Here is a 26,502-nt window from a genome sequence, read left to right as displayed (position 1 = left end):
CCCGTACGCCCCCACGCCCGCGGACCGGTTCCCGGCCGGGCGGCCGTCATGAGCGACCCGTTCGCTCCGACTCCGGCCGACCGGTTCTCGTTCGGGCTTTGGACCGTGGGCTGGCAGGCTCAGGACGTCTTCGGCTCGGCCTCCCGGCCGGCGCTCGACCCGGTCGAGACCGTGCACCGGCTGGCGGAGCTGGGGGCGTACGGCGTCAGCTTCCACGACGACGACCTGATCCCGTTCGGCAGCGACGAGACCGTGCGGGACAAGCTCGTGGCGCGCTTCCGCGAGGCTCTGGACGACACCGGGCTCGTGGTCTCGATGGCGACCACGAACCTCTTCGGCCATCCGGTCTTCAAGGACGGCGCATTCACCGCCAACGACCGCGCCGTCCGCCGGTACGCGCTGCAGAAGGTGCTGCGCAACATCGACCTCGCCGCCGAGCTGGGCGCGCCCACCTACGTGCTGTGGGGCGGCCGCGAGGGCGCGGAGTCCGGGGCCGGCAAGCAGATGCGGGCGGCCCTGGACCGGTACCGCGAGGCGATCAACGCCATCTGCGCCTACATCCGCGAGCGCGGGTACGACATCCGCCTGGCCATCGAGCCCAAGCCCAACGAGCCGCGCGGCGATATCCTGCTGCCCACGATCGGCCACGCGCTCGCGCTCATCTCCACACTCGACGAGCCGTCCCGGGTCGGGCTCAACCCCGAGGTGGGCCACGAGGAGATGGCCGGGCTGAACTTCGCGCACGGCATCGCGCAGGCGCTGTGGCACGGCAAGCTGTTCCACATCGACCTCAACGGCCAGCACGGGCCCCGGTTCGACCAGGACCTGCGCTTCGGGGCGGGCAACCTGCGCGGCGCGTTCTGGACGGTGGACGTGCTGGAGAACAGCTCCGGCTACCCGACCGCCTACGCCGGCCCGCGCCACTTCGACTACAAGCCCCCGCGCACCGAGGATGCCGACGGCGTCTGGGTCACCGCGGCGGCCTGCATGCGCAACTACCTGATCCTGCGTGAGAAGGTCCGCGCGTTCCGCGACGACCCGGAGGTGTCGGCCGCGCTGGCCGGCGCTCGCGTCGATGAGCTGTCGGTGCCGACGCTGCTGCCGGGCGAGTCCGTGGCGCAGCTGCGGGCCGAGGAGATCGACATCGACGCCGTGGCCGCGCGCGGGATGGCGTTCGAGCGCCTCGACCAGCTGGCGATGGAGCATCTGCTGGGGATTCGGGGCTGAGTCTGCTTCGCCGGGCCCGGTGGCGAGGGACCGCCCGCGGTTGCGCCCCGCGGGCGGGGGTACCTGGCCCGGTGGAGAGCAGGACCGGAGCGCCGGTGCGGTGCCCTTAGCCGGGCACCGCGCCGGGCCCCGGGGAACAAGTACGACCGGTGCGGGTGCCCTCATTCGGGTGACGCGCCGGGCTCGGAGACAAAGTACGACCGGAGTGACGGTGCGGCGCCAGCCAGGCGACGTGCCGGGCCCGGACAACTTCACACACAACACGACATGACAGCGCGGCGGCGCGCGCACATCCGGCAACGACGCGATCGTGAGGAACTGTCATGACCATCCGCTCGTGGCTCGCCGCCGCTACGGCCAGCCTGATCGCCGTGCTGAGCGTGTTGCTCGCCGTCCCCGCCAGGGCGGCCGACGCGCCGTACAAGGTGCTGGTCTTCTCCAAGACGGCCGGCTTCCGCCACTCGTCCATCCCCAACGGCATCGCCGCCGTGCAGGCCCTGGGCGCCGCCAACAACTTCACCGTGACCGCCACCGAGGATGCCAGCGCATTCACCGCGAGCAACCTCGCGCAGTTCCAGACTGTCGTTTTCCTGTCGACCACCGGCGATGTGCTCAACGACGCGCAGCAGACGGCGTTCGAGGCGTACATCCGCGGGGGCGGCGGGTACGTCGGCGTGCACGCGGCGGCCGACACCGAGTACAGCTGGCCCTTCTACGGAACCCTGGTCGGGGCCTGGTTCTCGTCGCACCCGGCGATCCAGCCGGCGACGGTGAGCGTCGAGGACCGCGCGCACCCGGCGACCGCGCATCTGAGCGCGACCTGGACACGAACGGACGAGTGGTACAACTACCAGACGAACCCGCGCGCGAGTGCGCATGTGCTCGCCTCGCTCAACGAGTCGTCGTACTCGGGCGGCACCATGAACGGCGATCACCCGATCACGTGGTGCAAGACGATCGACAGCGGGCGCTCGTTCTACACGGGCTTCGGGCACACCGAGGAGAGCTACACGGACTCGGCGTTCGTCGCGTTGCTGCTCGGCGCGATCCGGTACACCGCCAAGCGTGTCGACGGCGACTGCTCGGTTGCGTCCATCCCGCCGTCCACGGCCGTGCAGGGCGAGTCGTTCACGTCGACCAGTGGCGTGCAGATTGCGACGCACACTCCTGCAGTCGGGGGTAGGACAGCCGGTTTCATCGACAACGGCGACTGGGCCGCGTACAACGGCGTGGCGCTCTCCTCGGCCAAGGGCATCACCGTGCGTGTCGCCTCGGCCGGCGCCGGCGGCACGATCGAGGTCCGGGCGGGCTCGTCGACCGGCACCCTGCTCGGGACCGTGACCGTGCCCGGCACCGGCGGCTGGGAGTCGTACCGCGACGTGTTCGCGACGTTGTCCAGTTCGACGTCCACATCTGTCGCTCTGGTGTTCAAAGGCACCGGCGGCTCGCTGTTCGACGTCGACCAGTTCACGATCGCGCGCACCGCGCTCACCCGGCAGGGTGAGGGATGGACGTCCACGAGCGGCATGCAGGCGGCCGCGCACGCGGGCGCCACGGGCGGGCAGACGGCCGGCTTCATCGACAACAACGACTGGGCCGCGTACGGCGGCGTGTCGCTGAGCGCGGTCGCCGGCGTGCGCGTGCGCTGGTCGTCCGCGGGGGCGGGCGGCACCATCGAGTTCCGCGCGGGCTCGCCGACCGGGGCGCTGCTGGGGACGTTGCCGGTGACGAACACGGGCGGATGGGACACGTTCCGGGAGGCCGCGGTGCCGCTGTCGGCGTCGACGGCCCAGGCGCTGTACCTCGTGTGCCACGGCGGCACGGGCTCGCTGTTCGACATCGACGAGTACACCCTGATCGGCTGACATTCGTCGGCCGTCGCTGGCGGGGGAGGGGCCGAGACGCCGACCGGCCCCTCCTTCGGGACCCGCCCGCCCGGACATTGCTCCGCGCACGGCCCTCCGGTTCGGTGACGCCGACTCCGGACCGGTTCGCCGTCGCGGCGTCCGGGCGGGCGGGCAACCTCTTCGCTTCGGCCCTGGCTGCTTCGGCCCTGGCCGGCCGGCAACCTCTTTACTTTGCGCCCCGGCCCGCTTCGGCCCCGGCCGGCCGGGCGGGCGACCTCTTTTGCTCGCCGCCCCGGGCCGCTTCGACCTCGGCTGCCCGGGCGGGCAACCTCTTTTGCTTTGCTGCCAGGTCTTTTAGGATTGGCTCGTGGGGGCGCAACCCACTGTTGGTTTACGTCGTAAATTTCGCAGGTATCCCTCGCGCCTGAACCTTCATTCCGGAAGGACAGCACTATGGCGCGTCCAATCACGCTCTTCACCGGTCAGTGGGCCGACCTGCCGTTCGAGGAGGTCTGCCGCCTGGCGTCCGAATGGGGCTACGACGGCCTCGAGATCGCCTGCTGGGGCGACCATTTCGAGGTCGACAAGGCCCTGGCCGACGAGTCCTACGTGGACCGGAAGCGCGAGACGCTGGCGAAGTACAACCTGAAGGTCTGGGCGATCTCCAACCACCTGGTGGGCCAGGCCGTCTGCGACCACCCGATCGACCAGCGGCACCAGGGCATCCTGCCGGCGCGCATCTGGGGCGACGGCTCGCCCGAGGGCGTACGGCAGCGGGCCGCCGAGGAGATCAAGGACACCGCGCGGGCCGCGCGCAAGCTCGGGGTCGACGTGGTCGTCGGCTTCACCGGCTCGTCCATCTGGCACACCCTGGCCATGTTCCCGCCGGTACCCCCGGAGATGATCGAGGCCGGCTACCAGGACTTCGCCGATCGCTGGAACCCGATCCTCGACGTCTTCGACGAGGTCGGGGTCAAGTTCGCGCACGAGGTGCACCCCAGCGAGATCGCGTACGACTACTGGACCGCCAAGCGAACCCTCGAGGCGATCGGCCACCGGCCCGCGTTCGGCCTCAACTGGGACCCGTCGCACTTCGTGTGGCAGGAGCTCGACCCGGTGAACTTCATCTTCGACTTCGCCGACCGCATCTACCACGTGGACTGCAAGGACGCGAAGGTGCGCACCGGCGACGGGCGCCGCGGACGGCTCGCGTCGCACCTGCCCTGGGCCGACATGCGCCGCGGCTGGGACTTCGTCTCGACCGGCCATGGCGACGTGCCCTGGGAGGACTGTTTCCGGGCGTTGAACGCGATCGGGTACAGCGGCCCGATTTCGATCGAATGGGAGGATGCCGGCATGGATCGCCTGGTCGGCGCCCCCGAGGCGCTGCGGTTCGTCCGCGGCCTGGCCTTCGACGCGCCCGCGGCCGCCTTCGACGCGGCCTTCTCGTCGTCCTCCTGACGCCAATGGCCGGCTCGGGTGCTCCCGGGCCGGCCATTACACGATCGGGTGTACCGCTAGAAGCTGGACCCCGTCGACGGCGTCGTCGGCGTTCCGGTGGTCGCCAGATCCCGCTCGATCGCGGGGTTCGGCGACGTGTTCAGCAGACGCTGTCCGACCTCGGTGTCGGCGAAGCGGCTGTTGGCCAGCTTGTCGGTCACCTTGGTCTTGCTGTCACTGTAGAGCCGCGTAGCCTGCTCCTGGACGACCCCGGCGGCTTCCTGCACCGTCGGGCTCTCCTTGATCTTCAGAGCAGTGGCCTTGAGCTCCTCATACTTCTCCCGACCAGCCCGGGCACCGAGCACAAAGCCCGCGGCCAGTCCGCCGAGGAACAGTAGCTTGCCGCGCATAGCGACGACCTCCTTCTGACGGCGCGGGATCATCGTTGCCAGGTGCGCGCCGCCTGTGTTGACATACCCGCCCATCGTCGTCCCGACACATGGATCTTGCCTCGGTTTGCCGATCTCCGGCACCCGAACGGGGATACCCGGTGGCGAAGACCCCCGAGTCGTGCTGTACTCTTTCCCGGTCGCCCTCGAACAGAGGGGGATGCACGATCCCGCGTAGCTCAATTGGCAGAGCAGCCGGCTGTTAACCGGCAGGTTATAGGTTCGAGTCCTATCGCGGGAGCCCTTCAGGCCTCTTCGGAGGCCCTTTTCATGTCTGTGCCCGTTTCTGGGCGGCATTGCACTTGCGCGGCTCGGTAAGCTTGCGACGCTCGGGGCGGTAGCTCAGCAGGTTAGAGCTGGGGACTCATAATCCCTTGGTCGCGGGTTCGAGTCCCGCCCGCCCCACCGTGTGAGGCAGTGCGCGAACCGGGGTGCCCAACGGCACCCTGAACACGGGGACAATCTGATAGTCATCGGTGATGCGGACTTCCGCGACCAGACGCTCGATGAGGGCCTTCCGCTCGGCGGGGGAGCCCTCGGTGATCGCGTGGCTCAACTCGCGCCGGATGCCCTCCAGGGTGGCCGGCTCGGGCATGGTCGGCTCGTCTTCGATCAGGTCGGTGATCTCGTCCCTTCGCGCCTTTAGCGCGACGGTTTCCTGTTTGAGCGCTTTTACCCTTTCGCCGGTTGTTGAATCGTCGGGAGTGCCTGCCTCGAACGCCGGGGCGGTTGCCGCCTACCCACTGGCCTTTCTACGCTTTGGCGGCCATTCCGTTGATGACTCGGTCGATGATGGTTTCGCGCTCGAACTCGGCGAAGACGCCGAGGAGCTGCACGAGCATGCGGCCGATTGAGGTCGAGGTGTCGAACGGCTCGGTGGCGGACACGAACGCGACGCCCGCCTCGTCGAGCTTGCCCAGGAGGTCGAGCAGGTCGGACAGGCGGCGGGTGAAGCGTCGACGCGGTACACGAGCAGGATGTCGAACCGGTCGGCCTTCGCGGCTCCGAGCGCCCGCTGGAGGCCCGGCCGGTCCGTGTTGGCGCCCGATGCGTCGTCCGTGAAAGGTTCGCCGACAAGCGTCCAGCCGGGCTGCGAAGCGACATACGAACGCAGGCTTGCGAGTTGTGCGTCGATCGAGAACGGCTGGCGCTCGTCGTCGGTGGAGCGCCGGACGTAGATGGCGACCCGGCGTTCGTGGACAGGTCGTCCAGCGGTGGCCGGGTTTCGGCGTACTTGGCGGCGGTGCGCCGTTCACCCGGTGTGGCTACGCGCACGCCGACGCCAGACCAGGACCAGCAGTGCCGCGAGCACAAGGACGGCGATCGCGGCGATGCTCCAGCCGAGCGCGGATCCCTTGCCGGTCATGATTGACGCGAGACCAGGCCCGGCGGAGTGATCAGCGGCGCCTTCGCCGATATGGTCACCGGACAGCACGACATCGTTGCCGTCGCCGCCGGTGTAGCTGATCGTGTACCCGTTGATCGTCGCGCCTTCGGGGAGGCCGTCGAAGGCTCCCTTCACGGGGCCGGTGCCGGTGTTGTCGATGACCGTCTTCGTCTGGTCAGGGGCGAGCCGCAGCGCGCCGGCGAGGGTCACGTTGCCGGACACGGTCAGTTTGTCGGCGACCAGGGACCCGCTCGGCTGCTGGATGTAGTCGCCGCGGACGGTGAGCTGCCGGGCTGACACGGTGCCCGCGTTCGTGACCGGGGCCTCGATCGTGCCGGTGGCGTCGAGCGTCGCCTTGTCCTGCACCACCAGGCCGGTCGCGCGGATGGACGCGGTGTCCGCGCCGAGGCGCAGCGTGCCGCCCCCGACGATCCACGCGCCGGTGATGGTACTGACACCGGTGAGGGTGAGGGTCTCCGGACCGGTTTTCGTCACGGTTGTGGCGCCGGTGCCGGTGATGGCACCGCCGAAGGTGGTGGCGGTGCCGGCGTTGACGGTCAGGTCGCCGGTGATCGCGACGGAGCTTCCGGTGGTACCGGCAAGATTGTTGATCTTTTGGGTACCGGCGCGAGTCAGGTCGAGGCGGGCGCCTGACCCCGACAGGTCGACGCCGCTGCTGGTCGCGATGCTGCCGCCGGTAACGGCGAGGGTCCCCGCAACGACGGTGGTACTGCCCTGGTAGGTGGTCTGCCCGGTCAGGGTGGTCGTCGCAGCGCCCGCCTGTTTGAGAGAGCCGCCGCCGCTGATCTTCGACAGGGTGAGTCCCTGCTTCGTGTTCTGGAGGATGAGTGTGCCGTCGTCGACGATCTGGTACCGGTCGGTCAACAGCAGCGCGCTGTCGCCACCGGCGGTGCCGTCCCCGAGCCGCAGCGACGCGCCCTTGCCGATCGTCGTGCTGCCGTCGTAGTTCTGCGGCGCGCTGAACGTGACGGCGTTGCCGGGCGTCGCGGCGATGACCACGTCGCCGCGGCCGACGTCGTTCATCGTGTCGTGGTACTTCCCGCCAGAGATGGGGGCGTCGAGGGTCACCGGGCCGTTGTAGTTGAAGGTCAGCCTGCTGCGGTCCCGCCCGTCGAAGTGCATGTTGATGTAGACGGTGTCCTCGTTACCTGGCAGGAAGAAACGGTTGTTGGTGCCGTTGCCCCATTCGACGGTGGCGCCCTCGATGTTGATGCCGCGCTTGTTGTCGCGGTGTGCGACGGCGGCGAAGTTCAACGATGGCGAGCTGAGCCTGGGGTCGGTGTCCGATCCGTTGTCCGACCAGCTGTAAACGCCGGTCATCCGCACGACACCGCTGCCCCAGGTGTGGAAGTTGATGTCGTTGCCGTAGACCTGCGAGTACACGTCGGCACTGTCGGTCACCGTGGCGCCGTCCGGTGCGCTGTGGATGGCCGAGCCAAGGTTGACGATCTTCTTCACGTTCGGCATCGAGGTCAGGAACTGGTTCGAGCCGAAGTCCACGCCGGTGCCGATGTAGAGCACCCCGGAGAACGGGTGGTTGCCGCCCAGGTCGATGCCGGGCCAGGTGAGCCGGCGCTGCATGATCAGACCGGATCCGCTCATGACGCCGAGGTGGATCCGTCGCTGGACCGCCACGTCGAGGGTGCCGTCGACGCGATGGTTGAGAGCGTTGAAGGTGACGCCCGGCGCCGGCAGGCCATGCACGATCGCTCCGGTCGCCGTGCCTCCCGCCCCGTACTGCAGCGTCGCGCCCTTCTCGACGATGACCGCGGGCGGATCCGGGTCCTCGACGACGCTGACCGGATGGTTGCCGCCGACCGTGACGACCCGCTGACGCTGCCGGGACTTCGGCAACGTGAAGTCGCTGTCCCTGGTCAGCACCAGCGTGCCGGTACCGGTCACGGTGAAAGTGCCCTCACCGGAGATGACCCCCGTGTACGTCGTGACGCCGCCGGCCAGCCGCACGACGGCGTCACCGGAGAGGCCCACGTTGCGGTTGGCCCGGACGTCGGCGGTCACGTCCATGCCGGCGAGGTAGGAGGCGTGCGCGGGTGGTGCGGGCAGCGTCCCCGTCACAACCACCCCCGCCACCGTGAGCAGCCTTCGCCAACGGGCTTCCCATCGCGTTACGTGCACAACCCACTCCTCGACTGTCCATGCGGTACCGCGGTATGGCAGTCCGGCCGGAGACGACCCGGATAACACAAATTCGGCGGCAACGGCGCAGCCCCGCGCCGGCGATCGACGCGGGACTGCGGTTGCTGGGTCAGTAGGTGGCGCTGAACGGCGCGGCTGTCATCGCCCCCTGGTGAGGGGGCTGGGCGTGCGCATCGGTGCCCCCGTGGCGCCGATGCGCACGGAGCTCACTCCTGGCTGTACATGGCCGCCGGTGCGTCGACCACCTTTGCGCCGGTCGGCTTCGTGATGGTGATGGGCGAGCCGAAGTCCGAGAACTTCAGGTCGTACTCGCCGTCCTTTCCGTCGTCGATGTTGGGCAGCGTGGCGTTGAACTCGGCCAGGTAGCCCTGCTCGTTGACCGCGGCGGTGAACTTGACCGCGGTGGCACGGTCGGTCGCGAACGCCAGCACGTACTCGAGGAACTTCCGTGAGCCGGCCGTTGTGCCGGTCGCCTTCGTCAGGTCGAGGGTGCCGGTGAACGAGCCCGGCGCGGTCAGCTTGACGTTCTTGACGCCGGTCAGCAGGGTCAGCGGAGTCAGGACGTCGGTGAACATGGCGAGCGGGTTCTTCGCGGCGATCTTCGTGATCTTCAGGCGCATGGTCTTGCCGGCGAGGTCGCTCAGGCCGGAGAGGTACAGGTCGTCGGGGGTGGCGATGATCGTCATGCGATCGGTTCCCGAGGTCTGGGTGATCGACCCGATGGTGTGCTTCGCGTCGTAGGCGCCCGTCACGTTCTCCTCGGCCTTGTCGCCGACGAGGACCGCCTTCAGGTTGATCCCGGTGGTCTTGGCGGCCGCGGCAGCCAGCGCCGGCGCGCCGTCCGGAGCCGGGGACGCCGCGGACGAGGCGGGCGGGGCGGCCGTATCGGCGGCCGTACCGGTCGCCGCGCAGCCGGTCAGCGTGGCGACCAAGGCGGTGCCGAGCAGCGAACCGACGATGAATCTGGACAGCATTCGTCCCTCTCATGGATCGTTTTCACAGGCGACCGTCGGCCGCCGGGACATCGTCGGCAAGCCCGCTGCAGACCGGCTGCCGTCGCACTGCCGGGCGCTGCGATCGCACTGCCGTCGGCGTGTTGTCCGTGGTCGGAAGGGGGCCTGGCGCGCGGCGGCGGCGGCCGTAGACTGTCCGGCGGCACGGGGAGGTCGGGGTGGCCGGGACGCCGGATGGGCATGAGTTGCCCCTGTTTGAGATTCTCGGGCCGGTGCGCGCCCGGCGAGGCGACGAGGAGCTCGACCTCGGGCCGGCCAAGCAGCGGGCGGTGCTGACCGCGCTCCTGATCAACGCGAACCGGCCGGTCTCGACGGCGCAGATCGTGGACATGGTGTGGCAGGCGGAGCCGCCGGAGAACGGCGCGAACGTGGTGCAGAAGTATGTGGCCGGGCTGCGGCGGGTGCTGGAGCCCGACCGGTCGCCGCGAAGCCCAGGCAGCCTGCTCGTCCTGACCGACGCCGGGTACCAGCTCTCGGTCGGCCCGGAGCGGCTGGATGCCGATGTCTTCCACGGCTATGTGCAGGCGGCGCAAGCCGCGCGGGCCCAGGGCCGGCTGGCCGACGCCAGCGGGCTGCTGCAGCGCGCGCTGGGGCTCTGGCGGGGCAGCGCGCTCGCCGGGCTGTCCGGCGCGCACTTCGACGCGACCCGGGACCGGCTCGCCGAGAGCCGGGCGACCGCCTTGGAGTCGTGGGCGTCGCTGGAGATGGAGCGCGGTCACCACGCTCGGCTCCTACCGAGGCTCGGCGAGTTGGTCGTCGAGTTTCCGTTGCGCGAGGAGCTGCGGTACCTGTCGATGCTGGCGCTCTATCGGTGCGGCCGGCAGCCGGAGGCGCTGGCGGCGTTCCGCGACGCCCGCAGGCTGCTCGCCGACGAGTTCGGCGTCGAACCCAGCGAGCGGCTGCAGGAGCTGCACCGCGGGATCCTGCGCGCGGATCCCTCACTGGCGGCGCCCGGACCGTCGCATCCGGCGGCCGGCGACCACCGGCACCAGCCACCCACGGCCTACCCGCCGAGCGTCGTGCTGGTGCCCACGGCGGCGCCCGCGGTACTGCTGCCCGCCCTGCCGCCGCCCCCCGCGCCACGGTCCGATCCCTTTCCGGTCTGGCTGGCCTGCACCATCGCGGCCGTCATACCGCTGGCGACGTGCGGGGTGACGAGCTGGTTGGTCGTCGGCTTCCTCGCCGCCCGCTACCGCAGCCGGATGCTGGGCGTCGTCGCGGCGGCGTTCCTCGCACTGCTCGTCTTCTTCATGGTGGCCATGGAGCTGGACGGTCCGCAGGATGAGGCCGGGCCCTGGGCGGGCGTCGGGGTGGTCGCCCTCCTCGTGGCGACCGCGGGTGGCTCGGCGGCCGGCGCGTTCATCGTCGCCCGCCCGCCCGGCCGCCTTCCGAAGCCGTCGGCCGAGATCGAGCTGACCCGGAAGGTACAGCGGGAGCAGGCGCGGCAGCTCGTCAACCACCACCCGTCGATCGCGCGTGAGCTGTGCATCGGGCGGCCCGACCTGCCGCGCAGGTTCGACGACGGCGGCCTCGTCGACATCAACAGCGCCCCGGAGAGCATCATCGGGTCGCTGCACGGGATCGGGCCGGACGACGCCCGGCGGATCGTCGCGGACCGGCACATGCGCGGCCCGCTGGCCTCGGTCGACGAGATGGTCACCCGGAACCTCGTGCACTGGTCGGTGGCCCGGGCGCTGAGCGAGACCCTGGTGGCGGTGCCGCCCGGCTGACCGGGATAGGCGGCGAAGTCGTTTGCGAACCCGGGATCAGGCGAGGACGCCGGCACCGCTCCCGCGGGCGTGCTGCATGCATCAGAGCGCGTAGACCCGGCGGGCGGTGCCGGCGCACACCCGCTCGGCGAGCCGCACCGCATCCGCCGAACTGATCGCGTCGTCGGCCCGCCAGGCGTCCAGCATGCGGCGCAGGCTGTGGCGGAACTGCGCGGCGCCGATGAGATACAGCTCGGGCAGCAGGTACGCGTCGGTGGAGAAGAGCACCTTGCCGAACGGGGCGAGCTCGAAGAACTCGGCCAGCACGGCGTCGGCGCGCACGCCGAGGTGCCCTACGGTCAGGCCGACGTCGAGGTACACGTGCGGATAGACCTGTGCCAGCCAGCCGGCCTGGCGATGGTACGGGTAGCAGTGCAACAACACCACGGGCACGCCGACGGCGCCGAGGAACGGCTGCAGGAGTGCGGGATCAGCGGCCGGCAGCGCCAGGTCGCGGTCGCCGAAGCCGGTGTGCACCTGCAGCGGCAGTCCCGTATCGACGCCGGCCCACAGCACGTGGTGCAGCAGCACGGGGTCGGTGAGCCGGCCACCGCCCCCGCGCAGCCAGTCGCCGGCCGCCCGTCGTACCTCGGCGGCGGCCGGGCGCTCGGCGGGCACGGCCAGCCCGGCGCGGTACGCGATGATCGATTTTACCGCCACCGCGCGGGCCGTCCGGCGTTCGAGGGCCTCGGTGAGCGCGGCGGCGAACCCGGACGCCTCGACGCCCGTGGACGCCAGGTCCTCGGCCACCGCCTCGAGGCGTACGACCTCGCGGACCGCCGCACCGGCGAGACTGCCGAGCGTCGCGGCGTCGAGCAGGTCCGGGCCGGCCAGGCCCGTGTCGACCAGCAACGTCGCGAGGCCCGCCGATCGCAGCAGGGTCTCCGTCGCGTCGCGCCAGCCGATGGCCGAACGGCGGGCGAGGTAGTCGCCGATCTCCGTGTGTCCGGGCAGCCCGAGCGCGGGCGCGCACCAGCGCCGGACGGCCAGCCCGACCTGACTGTCCAAATAGGACGCTCCGGCCGGCGCGGGCAGGTGCGCCTCGGTGCATGCCAGCTCGAATGCCTCCGCGTCGAGCTCCCCCGCGACGACGGTATGGCAATGGGCGTCGATCAGTACCGCCACCGGCCGGCCTCCGCGATCGCCGCCGGATCGGCGTTGCGGAACAGCTCGGCCTCGGCGCGCCGTACCGCGCAGAACGCCTCGAGCAACGGTTCACCGAGGGCATCCGGCAGCAGATCATCGCGGCGCAGTGCCTCGACCGCCTCTTCGACGCCACGCGGCAGCCGGGGCGGTTGTTCGGCGTCGGGCAGCAGGGCCGGGTCGACGAGGACCTCGGGCGGCAGCCGCCGCTCACCGTCCGCGATCCCGGCCACAACCGCGGCCACCGCACCGACCAGCAGATACGGGTTCGCCGCGCCGTCGCAGCACTTGAGCTCGGCGTTGGCGGCAGTGTCCCGCTCGCCGAGGCTGCCGGTCACCAGGCGCAGGGCGGCCTCGCGGTTCTCGCGGCCCCAGCACTGGTACGGCGCCGCCCAATGCTGCGGTACCAGACGCAGGTAGCTCGCCACACTCGGTGCGCCGATCGCGGCCAGCGCGGGGAGCCGGTCGAGCAGCCCGGCCAGGATCGTCTCACCCCGTGCCGTGAGCCCGTACGGCCCGTCGCCACCGCTGAACAGGTTGCGGCCGTGCGACCAGGCGGACAGATGCAGGTGCTGGCCGTTGCCGACCTGCCCGGCGACCACGACCGGAGCGAACGAGACCCGATGGCCGAACGACTGGGACACGGCGCGGATCGTCTGCCGGACGAGCACGTGCCGGTCGGCCGCCGCCACCGGGTCGTCCGCGCCGACGGAGATCTCCAGCTGCCCCGGCGCGTACTCCGGGTGGAACTGCTCGACCGGCACGTCCTGCGCGTCCAGCGCCGCCAGCAGACTGTCTACATAGGACGAGAGCTCGACGACGCGGTTCATGCCGTACGCCGGCCCCTGACACGCCGGCGAGGCGTCGTCGGTGCCGACGAACCACTCGACCTCGAACGCCATCCGCAGGTCGACGCCGCGCTTCCGGGCGCGCTCGGCGCCGGTACGGGCGAAGATCCGCTGGCAGCCGGGGTGCGGCCCGCCCTCCTGGGTCAGCCGGTCGGCGGGCGCCCAGGCCCAGCCGGGTTGGGCGGCGAGCACGGTGAACCGGTCCAGGTCGGGGTACAGCCGCAAATCACCGACCGGGCCACCGATGTGGCGGCTGGTGGTGATCGAGTCGTCGAGCAGGAACACGTCGAAGACCGGTGACACGCCGACGCCCCACGCCGCCGCATGCCCGAACCGGCCGATCGGGACCGTCTTCACGCGCGTCACGCCCGCGTTATCGACGAAGGTCAGCGCCACAGCCCGTACCCCGCGGGCGGCCGATTCGTCGGCGAGCTGGCGCGCTCGGGCGCTGCGCTCTTCACGTTCCACCGCCTGATTGTCCCCCGTCGGCCCGATTGTGGGCGTAGCCCGTCCAGGACGATCGGCAGCATCCGCCCGCCATCTCCGGCGTGGACTCGCCGGCCAGGGCGACACCGTGCCCCTGGGCATCACGTGGTGCCGGCCGCGTGGCGGCAGGAGCCTGCCAGGAAGCAGCGTCCGCAGTCCGGGGCCCGCGATGCAGGTGTCCCAGGCGACGTCCGTACGGCCTCGGCGGGGCGGCCTTGGGCCAGGATGGCCAGTCCGAGCGTCTCGAACGGCGGGCCGGACAGCCGAATCATGCCCCGGTGGTGTCGACGTACAGCCCCGATGCCGGTTGATCCTCGAGGGATCATGGCGCCGACCTGCTCACCGTCACGGAACGCAGCGGTCAGCAGTGCCCGCAACCGCCCTCCTTCCCCGCCGGGCATTGGCAGCCTCAGAAGTGACGGCTGAGGGCGACTTGCGGCGACATCAGTCTTTCGTACGGTCGGCGCCGCTGCTTGCCGGCAAGCGTCGTGCGGTGGCCAAGCCCTCGGTCAGTGGCCTGTCCGCAACCATGATCGTCCGGCTCGGATGGTGCTGCGTCCGCCCCACTGGCCTGCCTTCTGTGGGGGAGGCTTCGCCTCCACCCACGCCTCCTCGCAATCTACGGCGGGTCCCAAGGGAACGGAACGTTCTCCACCTTCGTGCACGCGGCCGTCGGCTCTCGGCTGCACCAGCCCGCGGCGGTGGTTGGCGCACCGACGGCGGCAAATCCGTGCCCCCAAGTCCGATGGTGACCGTACGGGCGGCCCGCTCTTCAACCCCGACGGCGCGCAACCACGGCAACAAGTCGCGTCCGCAAGGCGCTCCGGACTCGGCTCAAATTATTGCTCTTCCTCCCTCAGAAATTTGAAGCTCTTCGCTCTTCGGCTGGCATCCGTACGACCGTCCGGCCGCCATGCACGCCGGCGCGGCCCCGTCTCCGGCCGGACCGCACGAGATACCCGACCAAGCGGGCGTGACGGAAGAGGCGGCATCAGGCTGCCGGCGTGATGGACAGCTCACGAGGGACCCCGAACTCCTCGATCAGGCCGACGAGTGCCTCGCGGAGATCCTCCAGCGCCGCGTCCTCGGTGTCGCCCTCGCCGTGGGCGCCGACACCAGGACGAAGTTGGGCATGGGCGCACCAGACGCCGTCTTCGTCACGCTCGACGACGACCGGCACGGTGACGGTGCGAGGTTCTGCCATGGCACAACCATAACGTCGCCGGTAGACGATTCGCGAGGGCCGTGAGACCGACCGCGGCGTTGATGGGCAGGGGTGCTCAACCGCTTCCCTAGCCCGTGAACTGTTCGAACGTTCGGTCACCGGGACGCCGGCAATCATGATCGAGAAGACTGGCGCGAGAACAACGGCGAGCCTGGCCGGTCGGATCTTGCCGGATGCTGTCCGCGCGCCCATCGGAGGCGCCAGCGTCAAGGCATCGTTACGGCCGACGCGCACTCCTACAGCCGTCTCCGCGTCTGGCCGGTTCCGTCCTGCTGCCGCCGGATTATCGGTTGGGTACGACACTTTCTTCTCCTGTGTGCCGCCCGTCCGGCTGACCGACTCCGGCTCGGGCGCGAGCACGATGTCGATTGTGGCCACCGACGACCAGCCGATCACCCTTGCCGAGTTGATGCCCGGCCCGGCGCGGGCGCGGCGTTCGAAACGACCGTGGAGGGTCGCTGCGATTGGTGTCGCAGCGGTGGTCGTTGTCGCCGGCATTGCCGTCTTTGCGTGGTCGGTGCGGCCCGTCGAAGCGGCGTCGCGATCCCTCGGCCCGCTTGCGAAGGACGCGGCCCGCGAATGCCGGGACGCGATCGCCGCCGAGGGGCGCCGCCGGGTCGACGCCGCGGCGCAGAGCGGCAACGGCCTGGCTACGGCGACCGTCTCAGACGTCACCGTCACCGAACCACGTTGGGGTGAGACCCCGCATGCATGGACGGTCGACGGGACGATCAAGTTCAGCATCGCGTCGATGCTGGGCATCCTGCCCACGAGTGTCGACGTGCGGTGTAAAGCCACCAGGTCCGCGGGCGGACAGTTGGTGACGTTGGTCGCCAACCGGTGAGCAGCCTGAAGCGGTTTCGACGGCATTGCGCCTCAGCGACGGGAGCTGACCGAATGATCCGCACGCGTGCCCGGCGCGGGCGGGACTCACCTCGCATGACGTGTCCCTCCAGCGTGGCCGGGCTCAGATCGCGATCCGGGCTACTCGTGGCGCCGCAGCGTCGCCGCCGCCGGTAGAACGGTGCTGAGCAGGGCCAGCGCGGTGGATGCGCCCGTGATGGGGAGCAGGGTGCGGTACGGGATCACGAGCGGGACCGGGCCGAACAGCCGGGGTAAGGGCGACGACGCCACCGCGAGTACCAGGTCGATGCCCACCACCAGCAGCGACCCGGCCGCGAACACGCTCAGCACCTGCCGGCTCGTCGCCGTCGAGGCGCAGGGCCGTCGAGTCGCGGCGGCGGTCGACGGCCGCAATTACCAGGATGTTCACGATCGCGATGCAGCAGAACAGCACGACGATGCCGGCCACCGGCTTCTGCCGGACGGCGATCAGGTGTCTGGCGAACGCGCTTTCGGAGGCCTCAGCTCGGCGCTGGTTCCGACGGTTGCGCCCCTTCCGGCCACGGCGCGGCGCCCGGCCTCGATCGCGGCCGGGCGGTCGGTGCCGGGGCGATGCTGGTACGCGCGCCGTGGTGCCCTTGCGCCGGTGGCTACTCCGGCCGGGTGGATTCTTCTCGGATGCGGTCGACACATTCGACGCGATCGAAAGGCTCGACGAGCACGAGATGACCATCGACCAGCAGTTGAAACTGGCCGAGGTCAAGGCGTTGGCGTCGATTGCGCCGGCATACGATCCGGACGTCGACTGGCACCAGCGCCGGGGGCTACCGCACCTCGGACGGCCGCACCGACATGTTCACCGCATCCACCCACCGGTCGTCGAAGCGCAACGCCTCCCGCGTGATGCCGTCCACCGTGAAACCGGCCTTCTCGTACACATGCTGGGCCCGCGGATTGAAGGCGTACACCCGAAGCGAGATCCGGCGCAGGCCCAGCGCCGTGAATCCGTGGTCGAGCACGAGCCGTGTCGCTTCGGTACCGAGGCCGCGATCGCGCCCCCGGGGACCGATGAGGATGCGGAAGCCGCAGCTGGCATCGGCCCGGACCCACTCGTTCAGGACGACCTCGCCGACGCACCGGCCGGTGGCGTTGTCGACCACGGCCAGGTCCAGCCGATCGGTCTGGTCGTTGCGGGAGCGGTACCACCGCCGCAGCGCCTCGTCGACGACCGGCCGCCGGCCGATCGCCTCGGCCGTGGAGTGGACCGAGCCGGTCAACCGGAGCACCTCGGGGTCGGCCATCGCCTCGGCCATGGCGTCGTGGTCCTCGTCGCGGAAGGGGCGCAGGGTTGTGAGCTCGCCGAGCAGCGTGGGTTTGGTCGCGAACGGGGAGGTCTCGGGCACGGGGGGAAGCATGGTGGCCGCCGTGCGCGAGCGCCACCGGTTTCAGGCCGGCCCGTACGTCAGGTGCGCTACGCCCGTCGGAAAGGTTTCCGACGCGATGAGCCGCAGCGGTACCCGGCCGTCCGCGTCGTCGAAGAGGCGCTTGCCGCCGCCCAGGACGATCGGGCAGATCATGAGGTGCAGCTCGTCGACCAGGCCGGCCAGGACCAGGGACCGGACCAGCGTGGCGCTGCCCGTGATCGTGATGTTGCGGCCCGGCTGCTGTTTCAGGGTGGTCAGGGCGGTCGCGGCGTCTCCTTCGAGCAGGGTCGCGCCGGACCAGTCGGCCGAGGTCAAGGTCGTCGAGGCGACCAGCTTCGGGGCGTTGTTCATGAAGTCGGCGACCTCGCCGTCCTGGCCGGGCCAGATCGCGGCGAACTCCTCGTAGGTGTTGCGGCCGAGCAGGAGGATGTCGGTACTGTCGCGGCGGCCCTTGATCGATTCGCCGGCCTCCGGGCACAAGTAGTCGAAGCTCCAGCGCTCCGGCGACTCGATGACGCCGTCCAGCGAGATGTGCAGCCCAGCAACGATCTTCATCGCGGTTCCGAGCGGCGCGGGTCCATTTCGACAGCGCGAGCCGTATTACCGGTATTACCATGGGGCATGGCCGAAGTCCTGTGGCGGATGCCGCAGCCCGGTGAGCGCCCCGAGGCGATCCTGCAGGAGAGCCTGACCGTCGCGGACGTCGCCGAGGCGCTGGAGCGGCCGGGCGAGCTGACGTTGCGGGTCAGGCTCGACGAGCTGATCCTCGCCGTGGTCGCTCCCGCCGGACCGGGCCTCGCCGCCCTGTTGCTGCGGCGCGGCGATGACTCGTTCATCTGGGTGGTCCTGCGGGCCCGCCTGGCCGGGGCCGGCGAGATCGTGCAGTGGAACCAGCGGAACGGAGCGCAATGATGGCAGTGCCGGACTTCAAGGCCATGACCCGCGAGGAGATCGCCGACTGGTTCATGACCAACGACGTGAGCGAGCTGATCGCGTCGGGCGAGCGGGTCGGCAGCGGTCACTTCGTCCAGGTCGAGGCCGACGGTACGCCGGTCGAGAAGGTGGTCACGGTCAAGATGCCCGGCGACATGGTCGCGAAGCTGGACCAGGCCGCGGGGCGGGACCGGGCGGGCCGGTCGGGCATCATCCGCCAGGCGGTCGCCGAGTGGCTGGAGCGGCACTCGGCGACCGCGGTGTGACAACACTGCCCGGGGCCGTTACGCGGCGTCGATGGCCGCGGTGATCTTGCGGATCATGTCGGTGACGGCGGGGGTGGGCCGGGTGTTGTGGGTGGCCGACTCCAGGGCGGTGAGGACGGTGCCGCGGAAGTTGGCGGCCTCGTCCGGCGCCTGGGTGCGCAGCAGCGCCGACGCCTCGGTCAGCGCGGGCAGGACCCGGTCGGCGATCTCGGCGACGGAGCGGCCGTTGAGGTCCTTGTGGCTGGGGTATTTGGCCAGGATGTGGCCGACGAGGCCGGTGGAGGTGCCCAGGGCGATGCTGCCGTTGCTGGCGACCTTGTGCGGCGAACCACCCGCGGCGGCCGCGGCCGACAGGAGGGTGACGGCGCCGTAGGCGGCGAGGCGGATGGTGTTCTGGTCCTGGGTGGTGAGGGTGGTCGACATGGTGGGCGCTCCTTCGTGGCGGTTGTTGTGTGCCACCACCATGCGGGCCGCCGCTGACACCGAACGGTCAGCGCCCTGACGCGGTCGCTGACACCGGGATCAGCCGCGCGCGCCGCCGATACCCATCAGGACCGCGATGCCCAGGGCGCTGCGCGCGGAGTACGGCTGGCGCCACAGCCCGCCGTGGGCCGCCGCGAAGGCCTCGTCCTGCCACGGGTGCTCGTGTGCCGGGCGGCCGGCGTTGAGGTCGTGGACCAGCAGCGCGGCCATGAGCGTGTTGCTCGTCGCCGGTTCGAAGATCTCGATGCCGAAGCGGTGGGCGCCCGCGAACGCGGCGGCCAGGAGGCGGTTCTTCACCACGCTGCGGGTGCGGGTCGCCGGCGCGACCGCGAACGCCACCGTCAGGCCCGCGGCCCGGGCCTCGGCCGCCCGCCAGCGCTGCAGCCGCTTGGCCAGGGCATAGTTCGGACCCTGCTGCGGTACCAGACTGTCGTTGACCCCCGGATAGAGCCCCGGCGGATAGTTGCGGGTGAGCAGCCGGCCCGCGCTCAGCACGCGCAGCGGCCGCCGGAACCGGCCGATGCCGGCCGCGGCCGCGTAGCGGCGGGTCGCCTCGTCGACGGCGTCGTCGGGCACGGCGAACACGTCGGTCGGCGTGGCCAGGAACGCGAGGCCCAGGTCGGGGCGGCGCTCCCGCAGGTGGACGGTGAGCGCGTCGACGGCCATCGCGACGCGGACGTTGAGGGGCCCGTCGGCGTACACGTAGTTGCCGAGCACGAGCCGGCCGTCGAGGCCGTCGATCCACTCGGCCACCCGGCCGAGGTCGTGCAGCAGGTCCGCGCCGCGCTCGTCGCCGGTGGCGGGCAGGTGCAGGCGGCCGGCGTACCGCTCGGCCAGGCCCGTCAGCCGCTCCCAGATCGCCGGGCGGGGCAGGTCGACGGCGACGACGTCGGCGCCCCAGCGCAGCAGTGCGCGCAGCGGGCCCATCTCCGCGCCGGCGCCGAGGACGACGACGCGCCGCCCGGACAGCGACAGCCAGTCGGGGTTCGCGGCGACGGTGCGGACGGTGTCGGCGCAGGAGCGCTCGATCGTGCCGGCGGCGACCCACCGCTCGAGCTGGCGGTCGAGCTCCGCGCCGGCGAGGCGGCGGCCGCGGTACGGCACGGTCAGCTCCCGCTCCGGTTCACCCCGCCCCGTGACGGTGACGGTCGTCAGGGGAGGGGCGGCCGGGGTGAACGCCGCCGCGAGGGGCTCCTCGGTGCCGTCCGGCTTCTGGCGGTACCGCATCCGCTTGTGCAGTGAAGAGAGCCCCTCGCGGGCGATGGTGAGCGCGGCTTCGCGGGACGGCAGCCCGGCCTCGACCAGCCGTCGGAAGTGCACCAGGTAGTCGTGGCGCCAGTCCGTCGACGCCTCCGCGCCGCGGGCCCCGACGGGGTCGACACCGCGCAGCGCGTCGGCCACCACCGCGCGCCCGAGCGCCGACGTGCTCGGCTTGCCGTCGACGCTCGGGATGATCACACCGGTCGGGTTCACATTGGGCACGTCGGCCAGTCTGCCAGCCGGCAGGCCGGGCGTGCGGGTCGGTTAAACTGGAGGTTGGCAGTACCTCGTGTCTGCTTCTGCGGGCGCGACCTTGGGAAGGTGTTGGCGCACCTTCTCGGGGGCCCGTCCGGGCGTCCGGACGGTGTTCACTCGCAGAAGACGCGGACCTTGGCGTCCGGCTGGTCGACCTCGACCGTCATCTCCTCCAGGTGCTCGACGAGCTCCTCGAGCTGCTCGGGCTTGAGCTGGGTCAGGTCGATCGGCACGCCCGCCTTCATCAGCTGCGCGTTGGCCTCGCCGAGCGCCTGCGGCGGGATGAGCGCGGCCAGCCGCACCCCGGCCCGCAGCAGCTGCAGCGGCACCCGCACGTTGACCTTGCTCGGGACGCCCTCGTCGAAGGCGTCCACCACGACCCGCAGGTACTTCGCCCGCCCCTGTGGCCGCACGTCGGCGCCCACGGCCGCCGGCACCGGCTGGTCGCGTTCGAGCGCGGCGATGAGCTGGTCCGCCTCCTCCGCGGTCACCTTGCCCTCGACGAGCATCTGCAGGATCTCCCTACGCTGTTCGTTCACGGTGCACCTCTCTCATCTGATGGTCACGAGCACGGCCGTGCGGCCCTGCTCGATGTCGAACCGGGTGCCGGGGAGGGCGGACAGGACCCGCCATCCCGAGCCGAAGGCCCGCAGGACACTGATCCGGTACACCAGGCAGGCGATCGCCGCGACGGCGACCGCGAGCACCAGGACCGGGGACAGGACGAGCAGCACCGGCAGCACCGGCACCCAGATCCGGATCGGGCGGCCGTCCGGGCGCTGCACCCGGGCGGTCAGCAGTTGTGGCATCATGGGCGACCCTCCAACTCGCGCAATGCCTGCTGGGCGTCGATCTCGCCGCGGCGCAGCCGGTCGATGACGTCGGCGCGCGACGGCGCCGGATCGGTCTCGACGAAGTCGAGCGTCTGGCCGATCCGGTTGAGGCGGGACTTGATCGTCGGGTAGCTCACCCCGAAGATCCGCTCCATCTCCTTGATGGAGCCGTGGCAGCGGACGAACGCCGTGACGAAGACCTGGTCCTCGAGGCTGAGCTGGCCCAGCTGCGGGGGCTCGAACGCCCCCTCGATCGCCACCCCGCCGTCCAGCCGCACCCGCTCCACGACGAACGGCCGGCCCCGGGTCAGGTTCGTCAGTTCCTGCCAGTCCATCGCCCGCTCGCTCATATCTAAGTTGTACCTTGATTTTCTTAATCAAACAACAAGTTGATCTTGAATTTATTGAAAAGGGCCCGTCCGACACGTGTCGGACGGGCCCGCGGGAGCGGTGGTGGGGGAGGTCAGCCGATGGCCTGCTTGATCAGGGCGGCGATGCGGGCCTCGTCGGCCGCGGTCAGGGTCTTCAGGGCGTACGCCACCGGCCACACGTTGCCGTCGTCGAGCGCCGCGTCGTCGTTGAAGCCCAGCGTCGAGTAGCGCGTCTTGAACTTCTGCGCCGGCTGGAAGAAGCACACCGACTTCGTGCCCTTGTAGTAGGCGGGCATGCCGTACCACAGCTTCGGCGCCAGCTCGGGGGCGTTCTCGGTGATGATCGCGTGCACGCGCTCGGCCATCGCCCGGTCCTCGTCGGCCATCTCGGCGATCTTCTCCAGCAGCGCCTGCGCGTCCTCGGCCGCCTTGTCGGCCTTCGAACCGCGGCGGGACGCGGACGAGCGCACCTCGGTGGCGTGCTCGCGCATCGCGGCGCGCTCGTCCTCGGTGAACGTCGGGGTCGACTTGCGGGCCATGGCTGGTACCTCCGTTTGATTGGGACGTTTCCCATGCTAGGAGGGCTTGCGGCCGGCCTGCTTCTCGAATCCTGACTGAACGGGACGGGTCAGCGCGCGGACGTGGTGATCGCTACGCTCCCAGCCGTGCGCATCACATCAATGACCATCGTGCTCGGGGTCGCCCTGTTCGCGGCCGCGGGCTGCACCGGCGACGGGACCGCGACCCCGCCGGCCGCCTCGGCCGCGGCGGGGGCCCCGGCGCCGTCGCCTTCGATTCCGCCCTCGGCCGGCCCGAGCCCGACCGGCGACACGGCCGGCGGCAAGGCCGCCTGCACGGCCGTGAACGCCGACATCCAGACGACGCTGACGAAGGTCGCCGAGGCGGAGAAGATCGGCCCGCCGGCCGGTTTCAACGCGGTCAGCGCCCAGTACTCGGCCGGCGCCGCCCAGATCTACTCGCACGTCATCGACGCCCCGAAGGCGATCTCGGACGCCGGCCGCGCCGTCGCGGACGCGATGGGTGTCGTCGCCGACAAGTACGTCGACAACAGCTCCAAGCCCGACAAGGCGCCCCTGAACGCGGCGATCACCGCGTTCAAGAGCGCCTGCGGCCTTTAGCAGGGGCCGTTACAGGCCAGCACCTTGAGACGGTCGAGGGCGCCGTTCCACTGGTTCGAGTCGCCGGCGAAGGGGCCGGTGCTGGAGTACTGCCAGAAGGACCAGGTCGGCGCCCCGGCCGGAAGGGTGCCGGGGGTGCTGCTGTAGCGCGCGAGCCACAGCGGCGAGTTGGCCCAGAAGCCGCTGTAGTTGCCGGTGCACGTGACCCACCAGTCCGTGGTCGTGTAGATCACGGCCCAGCGGCCGGTGCGGGTGTGGTACTGATTCAGGAACGCCCGGATCCAGCTCACCATCGACGACTGCGAGAGCCCGTAGCAGGTCGCGCCGTACGGGTTGTACTCGATGTCCAGCGCGCCGGGCAGGGTCTTGCCGTCCTTGGACCAGCCGCCGCCGTGGGCGATGAAGTAGTCCGCCTGCGCCGCGCCGCCGCCACCGTCGGGGATCGCGAAGTGGTAGGAGCCGCGGATCATCCCGATGTTGTACGAGCCGTTGTACTGCTGGGCGAAGTACGGGTTGGTGTAGTACGTGCCCTCGGTCGCCTTGATGTAGGCGAAACGCGAGCCGGCGCTCCACTGCGCCGACCAGTTGACGTTGCCCTGGTGACCCGACACGTCCTGGCCGTACGTCACGGTCGCGGCCTCGGCCGGCCGGCCGATCAGCACCGTGGCGACCAGCGCGAGCGCCGTGAGTACGGCGAGCCTTCGTACCGACACTCTTCCTCCTCATTTGGGAAAGAACTTCGCCGATTAGCTCATGCTCGTCGGAAAGTTTCAATAGGCTTGCGTCGAAGTCTGGAAAAAATCTACAGTGACTTCAATCGATGCTTCGGGGAGGTTCCATGGCTCGTATCACCCGCCGCGGCGTGCTGCTCGGCGGCGCTGCCGCGCTGCTCACACCCGCTTTGCCGGCCGCGGCCGCGCTTGAACAACCCACGATCGCCAGCTGTGGCGCCTGGGGGGCCCGACCGCCGCAGGGTTCGCTGACCATCGACGAGCATCGCCCCAACAAGATCATCGTGCACCACACGGCGCTGGCCAACTCGACCGACTACTCGCAGGCGCACGCGTTCGCCAACTCGCGCGACATCCAGAACCTGCACATGGACACGAATCACTGGGTCGACAGCGGCCAGCACTTCACGAACAGCCGCGGCGGCTGGCTGACCGAGGGCCGCAACGGCAGCCTGTACGCGCTGTTGCACGGGCAGACCATGGTGCAGGGCGCGCACTGCGTGGGCCAGAACGACCAGGCGATCGGGATCGAGAACGAGGGCACGTACCTGACGGAGCAGCCGCCGGCCGCCTTGTGGAACAGCTTGGTCGACTTCTGCGCGTTCGTGTGCCACCAGTACGCGATTCCGCCGGCGGAGATCTACGGGCACAAGGACTTCAACACGACGCAGTGCCCCGGGTTGTTGCACGATCGGTTGCCGGAGCTTCGCTCGGCTGTGGCTGCTCGTTTGTGAGAAGGGGCCCGGCTCGCGAGCCGGGCCCCTTCGTCGTGCGCGTTCCGTCGTGCCCATTCGGTCGTGCGCGTCTTGCCGTGCGCGTTCGGTCCTGCTCGTTCAGTCGTGCGCGACATGGGCCGTGCGCGTCTCGTAGTGCGCGTTCGGTCATGCACGTTCGGTCCGTGCGCGTTCGGTCGTGCGCGCTTGTCGTGCGCGTTCGGTCATGCACGTTCGGTCCGTGCGCGTTCGGTCGTGCGCGCTTGTCGTGCGCGTTCGGTCATGCACGTTCGGTCCGCGCGCGTGCGGTCGTGCGCGCTTTGTCGTGCGCGTTCGATCCTGCGCGCCCTGTTGTGCGCGCTTTGTCGTGCACGTTCGGTCGTCCGTGCTTGTTCGTGCGTGCTCTGTTGTGCGCGTTCGGTCGTGCGCGTTTTACCGGGCTGCGCAGGTTGCGGTCGTCCCGGTGGCGGTGCCCGTCCCTTGGAAGCCGAACTCGGTCGACTGCCCGGCGGGGACGCTGCCGTTGTATTGCACGTTGCTGAAACTGTTCCCACTGCGCGTGGCGTTCCACGTGTTCGTGATCGTCGTACCGGACGGCAGCGTCGTGTTCACGGTCCATCCGCTGATCGGCGCCGAACCGGCCGTGACCTTCACGGTGACCACGAACCCGCCGGTCCACTGGTTGAGCGAGACCGACGCGGTGCAGCCGCCGTTCGACCCGCCGGACTGACTCGGCGACTGACTCGGCGACTGGCTGGGCGACTGGCTCGCTGACTGACTCGGCGACTGACTCGGCGACTGGCTGGGCGACTGGCTGGGCGACTGGCTCGCTGACTGACTCGGCGACTGGCTCGGTGATTGACTTGGCGACGCGCTCGGCGACTGGCTCGCCGACGGCGTCGGACTCGTGGTGCCGCCACCCAGGGTCGGCGTCGTCCAGTCGCGCCACTCGGCGAGGTTGCCCGACGCCTTGCTCGACACGTGGAAGGAACCGGGGGCGGAGCTGGTCTTCAGCAGGTACCGCTGAATGTTCTGTTGCAACGGCGTGCGCCACTCCGGTCGGTTCGCGCAGTGGTTGCCGTCCTGGATGTCCGACCAGTAGGTGATGCTGTCGCCGGCGCCGAGGGCCTTGTAGACCTCCGCGCCGCCGAGGGCCGCCACGCTCGCCGACTTCGGGCCGAGGTTGACGATGTGCGGGTTGTCCATGATGAACAGTCCGCGCGGCGCGACCATCGCCACCATTTCGTGCGTGTCCACCGGGAGCCGGTTCGGGCTGCTCGTGAACGAGCCGAACGCGTCGCCGAGCCAGGGCTGCTCACCGTACGCGCTGCTCAGGCTCTGTGCGCCCTCGCCCGGGATGCCCCGGAAGATCGGCACGCCCGCGCTGCCCGACTCGATCGGCATCGTGAGCTGAATGCGCTGATCGAACGCGCCGATGACGAACGCGCCCTTGCCGAAGCGTGAGCAACCGGTTACTCCGGTCGCATCCCCGCGCAGAATGCTGCCACCGGACTGTTCGATTACGTCGATGAGCCGGCTGACGCCCCACGCCCAGGCCATGAGCAGCCCGGTGCTGCTGTTCGCGCCGTAGATGGTGTAGAACGCGCCCTGCTTGTTCGTGCGGGGCGTGCCTTCCTTGCCGACGGCGTACGGGTCGTAGGTGATGACCGCGGCGCCCGCGGCCTTGATCGCGGCGGTGTCGGCGCCGAAACCGCCAAGGACGAACACGGCCGGGAACGGACCGGTGCCGCTGGGCAGGTCGACGGCGGCGGAGTAGCTGGCGGACTTCCCCGCGTTCGTGACGTTGACGGTGATGGAGGTTCGGGAGACGGTACCGCTGACCGTCTGCGGCTTCGCCGGCTTCTCGCCGTAGACGAACTTCTCGGCGAGCTTCTTGATCTCCTCGCGCCGGCAGGTCCAGTCCGACTTGTTGGTGATCCGCGAGCCGTCGAGCTTCTTGAACGGGTCGGGCAGTTTCGCGTTGGTGGGCAGCGAGCCGGCGTCGGGCAGGGCGGGCACCGAGCAGCCGGCGCCCTCGTCCTCGACGCCGGCGCTGGCGGCCACGGCGTCGGGGGAGTGCAGGACCAGCGCCCCAGCACCCACGAGCAGGGCCGCGACCGCCAGGGCGACGAACGCCAGGCGACCCGATCTGATCTTCACCAGGGCTCTCCTTCCGGAAGGTCCGGTCGGGGCGGGCCGGATGTAAATGTTGCGCTGAGGGTCGAGCAACATTTCGAAG

Annotated in this window: 27 protein-coding genes, 2 tRNA genes and 1 pseudogene; 12 read left to right on the top strand and 18 right to left on the bottom strand. The window is 70.3% G+C overall.

The genetic code is table 11. The features are described from left to right. The first annotated feature begins 48 nt into the window (after positions 1–48). The 3 genes from xylA (at position 49) to ACPPVO_RS52965 (ending at position 4,535) form a co-directional block, all read left to right on the top strand. Complete coding sequence (xylA, locus tag ACPPVO_RS52975; protein ID WP_426506979.1) at positions 49–1,227, top strand: xylose isomerase; 1,179 nt, start codon at positions 49–51, stop codon at positions 1,225–1,227. Between the two features lie 323 nt (positions 1,228–1,550). After that, positions 1,551–3,092, top strand: a complete 1,542-nt coding sequence (locus tag ACPPVO_RS52970; protein WP_426506977.1) for a ThuA domain-containing protein — start codon at positions 1,551–1,553, stop codon at positions 3,090–3,092. A 435-nt stretch (positions 3,093–3,527) separates the two neighbouring features. Next, positions 3,528–4,535, top strand: a complete 1,008-nt coding sequence (locus tag ACPPVO_RS52965; protein ID WP_426506976.1) for a sugar phosphate isomerase/epimerase family protein — start codon at positions 3,528–3,530, stop codon at positions 4,533–4,535. 56 nt (positions 4,536–4,591) lie between these two features. Here ACPPVO_RS52965 and ACPPVO_RS52960 read toward each other — a convergent pair whose 3' ends face one another. Next, positions 4,592–5,047: a hypothetical protein gene (locus ACPPVO_RS52960; RefSeq protein ID WP_426506974.1), complete on the bottom strand. Its 456-nt coding sequence runs from the start codon at positions 5,045–5,047 to the stop codon at positions 4,592–4,594. Positions 5,048–5,131: 84 nt separating this feature from the next. On the opposite strand from ACPPVO_RS52960, the gene ACPPVO_RS52955 reads away from it, so the two are divergent. From ACPPVO_RS52955 to ACPPVO_RS52945, 3 genes are all read left to right on the top strand, one after another. After that, positions 5,132–5,204: transfer RNA gene (locus ACPPVO_RS52955), tRNA-Asn, on the top strand. 90 nt (positions 5,205–5,294) lie between these two features. Next, positions 5,295–5,368, top strand: a tRNA-Ile gene (locus tag ACPPVO_RS52950). Between the two features lie 134 nt (positions 5,369–5,502). Then, the gene (locus ACPPVO_RS52945; protein ID WP_426514949.1) at positions 5,503–5,817 is read left to right on the top strand and encodes a hypothetical protein; all 315 of its coding nucleotides are present in this window, start codon (positions 5,503–5,505) and stop codon (positions 5,815–5,817) included. Here ACPPVO_RS52945 and ACPPVO_RS52940 read toward each other — a convergent pair. The 3 genes and pseudogenes from ACPPVO_RS52940 to ACPPVO_RS52930 form a co-directional block, all read right to left on the bottom strand. Then, positions 5,716–6,098 (bottom strand): annotated as a pseudogene (locus ACPPVO_RS52940) (recombinase family protein). The gene ACPPVO_RS52945 and the pseudogene ACPPVO_RS52940 overlap by 102 nt on opposite strands. 117 nt (positions 6,099–6,215) lie before the next feature. Further along, complete coding sequence (locus tag ACPPVO_RS52935; protein WP_426506972.1) at positions 6,216–8,453, bottom strand: autotransporter-associated beta strand repeat-containing protein; 2,238 nt, start codon at positions 8,451–8,453, stop codon at positions 6,216–6,218. 281 nt (positions 8,454–8,734) lie between these two features. Next, complete coding sequence (locus ACPPVO_RS52930; protein WP_426506971.1) at positions 8,735–9,502, bottom strand: hypothetical protein; 768 nt, start codon at positions 9,500–9,502, stop codon at positions 8,735–8,737. 251 nt (positions 9,503–9,753) lie between these two features. Here ACPPVO_RS52930 and ACPPVO_RS52925 point away from each other — a divergent pair, with 251 nt between their 5' ends. Continuing rightward, positions 9,754–11,271 (top strand): BTAD domain-containing putative transcriptional regulator, encoded by a 1,518-nt coding sequence (locus ACPPVO_RS52925; protein WP_426506970.1) that lies wholly within the window; start codon positions 9,754–9,756, stop codon positions 11,269–11,271. 81 nt (positions 11,272–11,352) lie between these two features. On the opposite strand, the gene ACPPVO_RS52920 is transcribed toward ACPPVO_RS52925, so the two are convergent. From ACPPVO_RS52920 to ACPPVO_RS52910, 3 genes are all read right to left on the bottom strand, one after another. Continuing rightward, complete coding sequence (locus tag ACPPVO_RS52920; protein ID WP_426506969.1) at positions 11,353–12,435, bottom strand: amidohydrolase family protein; 1,083 nt, start codon at positions 12,433–12,435, stop codon at positions 11,353–11,355. After that, positions 12,423–13,769, bottom strand: coding sequence for a glutamine synthetase (locus ACPPVO_RS52915; protein WP_426506967.1), 1,347 nt, complete (start codon positions 13,767–13,769; stop codon positions 12,423–12,425). Before ACPPVO_RS52915 ends, ACPPVO_RS52920 begins: the two co-directional genes overlap by 13 nt. Positions 13,770–14,778: 1,009 nt before the next feature. After that, positions 14,779–14,991 (bottom strand): hypothetical protein, encoded by a 213-nt coding sequence (locus ACPPVO_RS52910; protein ID WP_426506966.1) that lies wholly within the window; start codon positions 14,989–14,991, stop codon positions 14,779–14,781. Positions 14,992–15,382: 391 nt separating this feature from the next. On the opposite strand from ACPPVO_RS52910, the gene ACPPVO_RS52905 reads away from it, so the two are divergent. Continuing rightward, positions 15,383–15,856 (top strand): hypothetical protein, encoded by a 474-nt coding sequence (locus ACPPVO_RS52905; protein ID WP_426506965.1) that lies wholly within the window; start codon positions 15,383–15,385, stop codon positions 15,854–15,856. Between the two features lie 140 nt (positions 15,857–15,996). On the opposite strand, the gene ACPPVO_RS52900 is transcribed toward ACPPVO_RS52905, so the two are convergent. From ACPPVO_RS52900 to ACPPVO_RS52890, 3 genes are all read right to left on the bottom strand, one after another. Then, positions 15,997–16,206, bottom strand: a complete 210-nt coding sequence (locus ACPPVO_RS52900; RefSeq protein WP_426506964.1) for a hypothetical protein — start codon at positions 16,204–16,206, stop codon at positions 15,997–15,999. 473 nt (positions 16,207–16,679) lie between these two features. Beyond that, positions 16,680–17,258 carry a GNAT family N-acetyltransferase gene (locus ACPPVO_RS52895; RefSeq protein ID WP_426506963.1) on the bottom strand — a complete coding sequence of 193 codons (579 nt, stop codon included), beginning with the start codon at positions 17,256–17,258 and terminating at the stop codon, positions 16,680–16,682. Between the two features lie 42 nt (positions 17,259–17,300). After that, positions 17,301–17,834, bottom strand: coding sequence for a dihydrofolate reductase family protein (locus ACPPVO_RS52890; RefSeq protein ID WP_426506962.1), 534 nt, complete (start codon positions 17,832–17,834; stop codon positions 17,301–17,303). A 66-nt stretch (positions 17,835–17,900) separates the two neighbouring features. Here ACPPVO_RS52890 and ACPPVO_RS52885 point away from each other — a divergent pair, with 66 nt between their 5' ends. Then, positions 17,901–18,191, top strand: a complete 291-nt coding sequence (locus tag ACPPVO_RS52885; RefSeq protein ID WP_426506960.1) for a hypothetical protein — start codon at positions 17,901–17,903, stop codon at positions 18,189–18,191. Next, positions 18,188–18,478 carry a ribbon-helix-helix domain-containing protein gene (locus ACPPVO_RS52880; RefSeq protein ID WP_360381941.1) on the top strand — a complete coding sequence of 97 codons (291 nt, stop codon included), beginning with the start codon at positions 18,188–18,190 and terminating at the stop codon, positions 18,476–18,478. Before ACPPVO_RS52885 ends, ACPPVO_RS52880 begins: the two co-directional genes overlap by 4 nt. Before the next feature lie 18 nt (positions 18,479–18,496). On the opposite strand, the gene ACPPVO_RS52875 is transcribed toward ACPPVO_RS52880, so the two are convergent. The 6 genes from ACPPVO_RS52875 to ACPPVO_RS52850 all read right to left on the bottom strand — a co-directional run bounded on the left by ACPPVO_RS52875 (position 18,497) and on the right by ACPPVO_RS52850 (position 22,219). Then, complete coding sequence (locus tag ACPPVO_RS52875; RefSeq protein WP_426506958.1) at positions 18,497–18,901, bottom strand: hypothetical protein; 405 nt, start codon at positions 18,899–18,901, stop codon at positions 18,497–18,499. Positions 18,902–19,000: 99 nt separating this feature from the next. Continuing rightward, the gene (locus tag ACPPVO_RS52870) at positions 19,001–20,443 is read right to left on the bottom strand and encodes a hypothetical protein (RefSeq protein ID WP_426506956.1); all 1,443 of its coding nucleotides are present in this window, start codon (positions 20,441–20,443) and stop codon (positions 19,001–19,003) included. Between the two features lie 146 nt (positions 20,444–20,589). Further along, the gene (locus tag ACPPVO_RS52865) at positions 20,590–21,015 is read right to left on the bottom strand and encodes an SHOCT-like domain-containing protein (protein WP_426506955.1); all 426 of its coding nucleotides are present in this window, start codon (positions 21,013–21,015) and stop codon (positions 20,590–20,592) included. Between the two features lie 12 nt (positions 21,016–21,027). After that, positions 21,028–21,288 carry a hypothetical protein gene (locus ACPPVO_RS52860; RefSeq protein ID WP_360369752.1) on the bottom strand — a complete coding sequence of 87 codons (261 nt, stop codon included), beginning with the start codon at positions 21,286–21,288 and terminating at the stop codon, positions 21,028–21,030. Then, positions 21,285–21,659: a DUF2089 domain-containing protein gene (locus ACPPVO_RS52855; protein WP_426506953.1), complete on the bottom strand. Its 375-nt coding sequence runs from the start codon at positions 21,657–21,659 to the stop codon at positions 21,285–21,287. The genes ACPPVO_RS52860 and ACPPVO_RS52855 overlap by 4 nt, the downstream gene beginning before the upstream one ends. Before the next feature lie 113 nt (positions 21,660–21,772). Beyond that, the gene (locus tag ACPPVO_RS52850) at positions 21,773–22,219 is read right to left on the bottom strand and encodes an iron chaperone (protein WP_426506951.1); all 447 of its coding nucleotides are present in this window, start codon (positions 22,217–22,219) and stop codon (positions 21,773–21,775) included. 126 nt (positions 22,220–22,345) lie between these two features. On the opposite strand from ACPPVO_RS52850, the gene ACPPVO_RS52845 reads away from it, so the two are divergent. Next, positions 22,346–22,819 (top strand): hypothetical protein, encoded by a 474-nt coding sequence (locus ACPPVO_RS52845; protein WP_426506950.1) that lies wholly within the window; start codon positions 22,346–22,348, stop codon positions 22,817–22,819. Here ACPPVO_RS52845 and ACPPVO_RS52840 read toward each other — a convergent pair. Beyond that, the gene (locus tag ACPPVO_RS52840) at positions 22,816–23,532 is read right to left on the bottom strand and encodes a lysozyme (RefSeq protein ID WP_426506948.1); all 717 of its coding nucleotides are present in this window, start codon (positions 23,530–23,532) and stop codon (positions 22,816–22,818) included. The two genes, ACPPVO_RS52845 and ACPPVO_RS52840, sit on opposite strands and share 4 nt — an antisense overlap. Before the next feature lie 149 nt (positions 23,533–23,681). On the opposite strand from ACPPVO_RS52840, the gene ACPPVO_RS52835 reads away from it, so the two are divergent. After that, positions 23,682–24,284 carry a peptidoglycan recognition protein family protein gene (locus tag ACPPVO_RS52835; protein WP_426506946.1) on the top strand — a complete coding sequence of 201 codons (603 nt, stop codon included), beginning with the start codon at positions 23,682–23,684 and terminating at the stop codon, positions 24,282–24,284. Positions 24,285–24,695: 411 nt separating this feature from the next. Here ACPPVO_RS52835 and ACPPVO_RS52830 read toward each other — a convergent pair whose 3' ends face one another. Continuing rightward, a complete protein-coding gene (locus ACPPVO_RS52830) occupies positions 24,696–26,423 on the bottom strand; it encodes a cellulose binding domain-containing protein (RefSeq protein WP_426506944.1) in 1,728 nt (575 codons plus the stop codon). Between the last annotated feature and the right edge of the window lie 79 nt (positions 26,424–26,502).

Origin of the sequence: Dactylosporangium sp. McL0621, assembly GCF_049995355.1 — a bacterium.
Classification (GTDB): Bacteria; Actinomycetota; Actinomycetes; order Mycobacteriales; family Micromonosporaceae; genus Dactylosporangium.
The sequence above is the reverse complement of the archived record's forward strand: the minus strand, read 5'-3'. Positions and strand labels throughout refer to the sequence as shown.

Bases quoted from the DNA above. Each gene is read 5' to 3' on its own strand.
- xylA (WP_426506979.1), top strand. From the start codon at position 49: ATGAGCGACCCGTTCGCTCCGACTCCGGCCGACCGGTTCTCGTTCGGG.
- ACPPVO_RS52970 (WP_426506977.1), top strand. From the start codon at position 1,551: ATGACCATCCGCTCGTGGCTCGCCGCCGCTACGGCCAGCCTGATCGCC.
- ACPPVO_RS52965 (WP_426506976.1), top strand. From the start codon at position 3,528: ATGGCGCGTCCAATCACGCTCTTCACCGGTCAGTGGGCCGACCTGCCG.
- ACPPVO_RS52930 (WP_426506971.1), bottom strand. From the start codon at position 9,502: ATGCTGTCCAGATTCATCGTCGGTTCGCTGCTCGGCACCGCCTTGGTC.
- ACPPVO_RS52910 (WP_426506966.1), bottom strand. From the start codon at position 14,991: ATGGCAGAACCTCGCACCGTCACCGTGCCGGTCGTCGTCGAGCGTGAC.
- ACPPVO_RS52890 (WP_426506962.1), bottom strand. From the start codon at position 17,834: ATGAAGATCGTTGCTGGGCTGCACATCTCGCTGGACGGCGTCATCGAG.
- ACPPVO_RS52885 (WP_426506960.1), top strand. From the start codon at position 17,901: ATGGCCGAAGTCCTGTGGCGGATGCCGCAGCCCGGTGAGCGCCCCGAG.
- ACPPVO_RS52880 (WP_360381941.1), top strand. From the start codon at position 18,188: ATGATGGCAGTGCCGGACTTCAAGGCCATGACCCGCGAGGAGATCGCC.
- ACPPVO_RS52875 (WP_426506958.1), bottom strand. From the start codon at position 18,901: ATGTCGACCACCCTCACCACCCAGGACCAGAACACCATCCGCCTCGCC.
- ACPPVO_RS52860 (WP_360369752.1), bottom strand. From the start codon at position 21,288: ATGATGCCACAACTGCTGACCGCCCGGGTGCAGCGCCCGGACGGCCGC.
- ACPPVO_RS52855 (WP_426506953.1), bottom strand. From the start codon at position 21,659: ATGAGCGAGCGGGCGATGGACTGGCAGGAACTGACGAACCTGACCCGG.
- ACPPVO_RS52850 (WP_426506951.1), bottom strand. From the start codon at position 22,219: ATGGCCCGCAAGTCGACCCCGACGTTCACCGAGGACGAGCGCGCCGCG.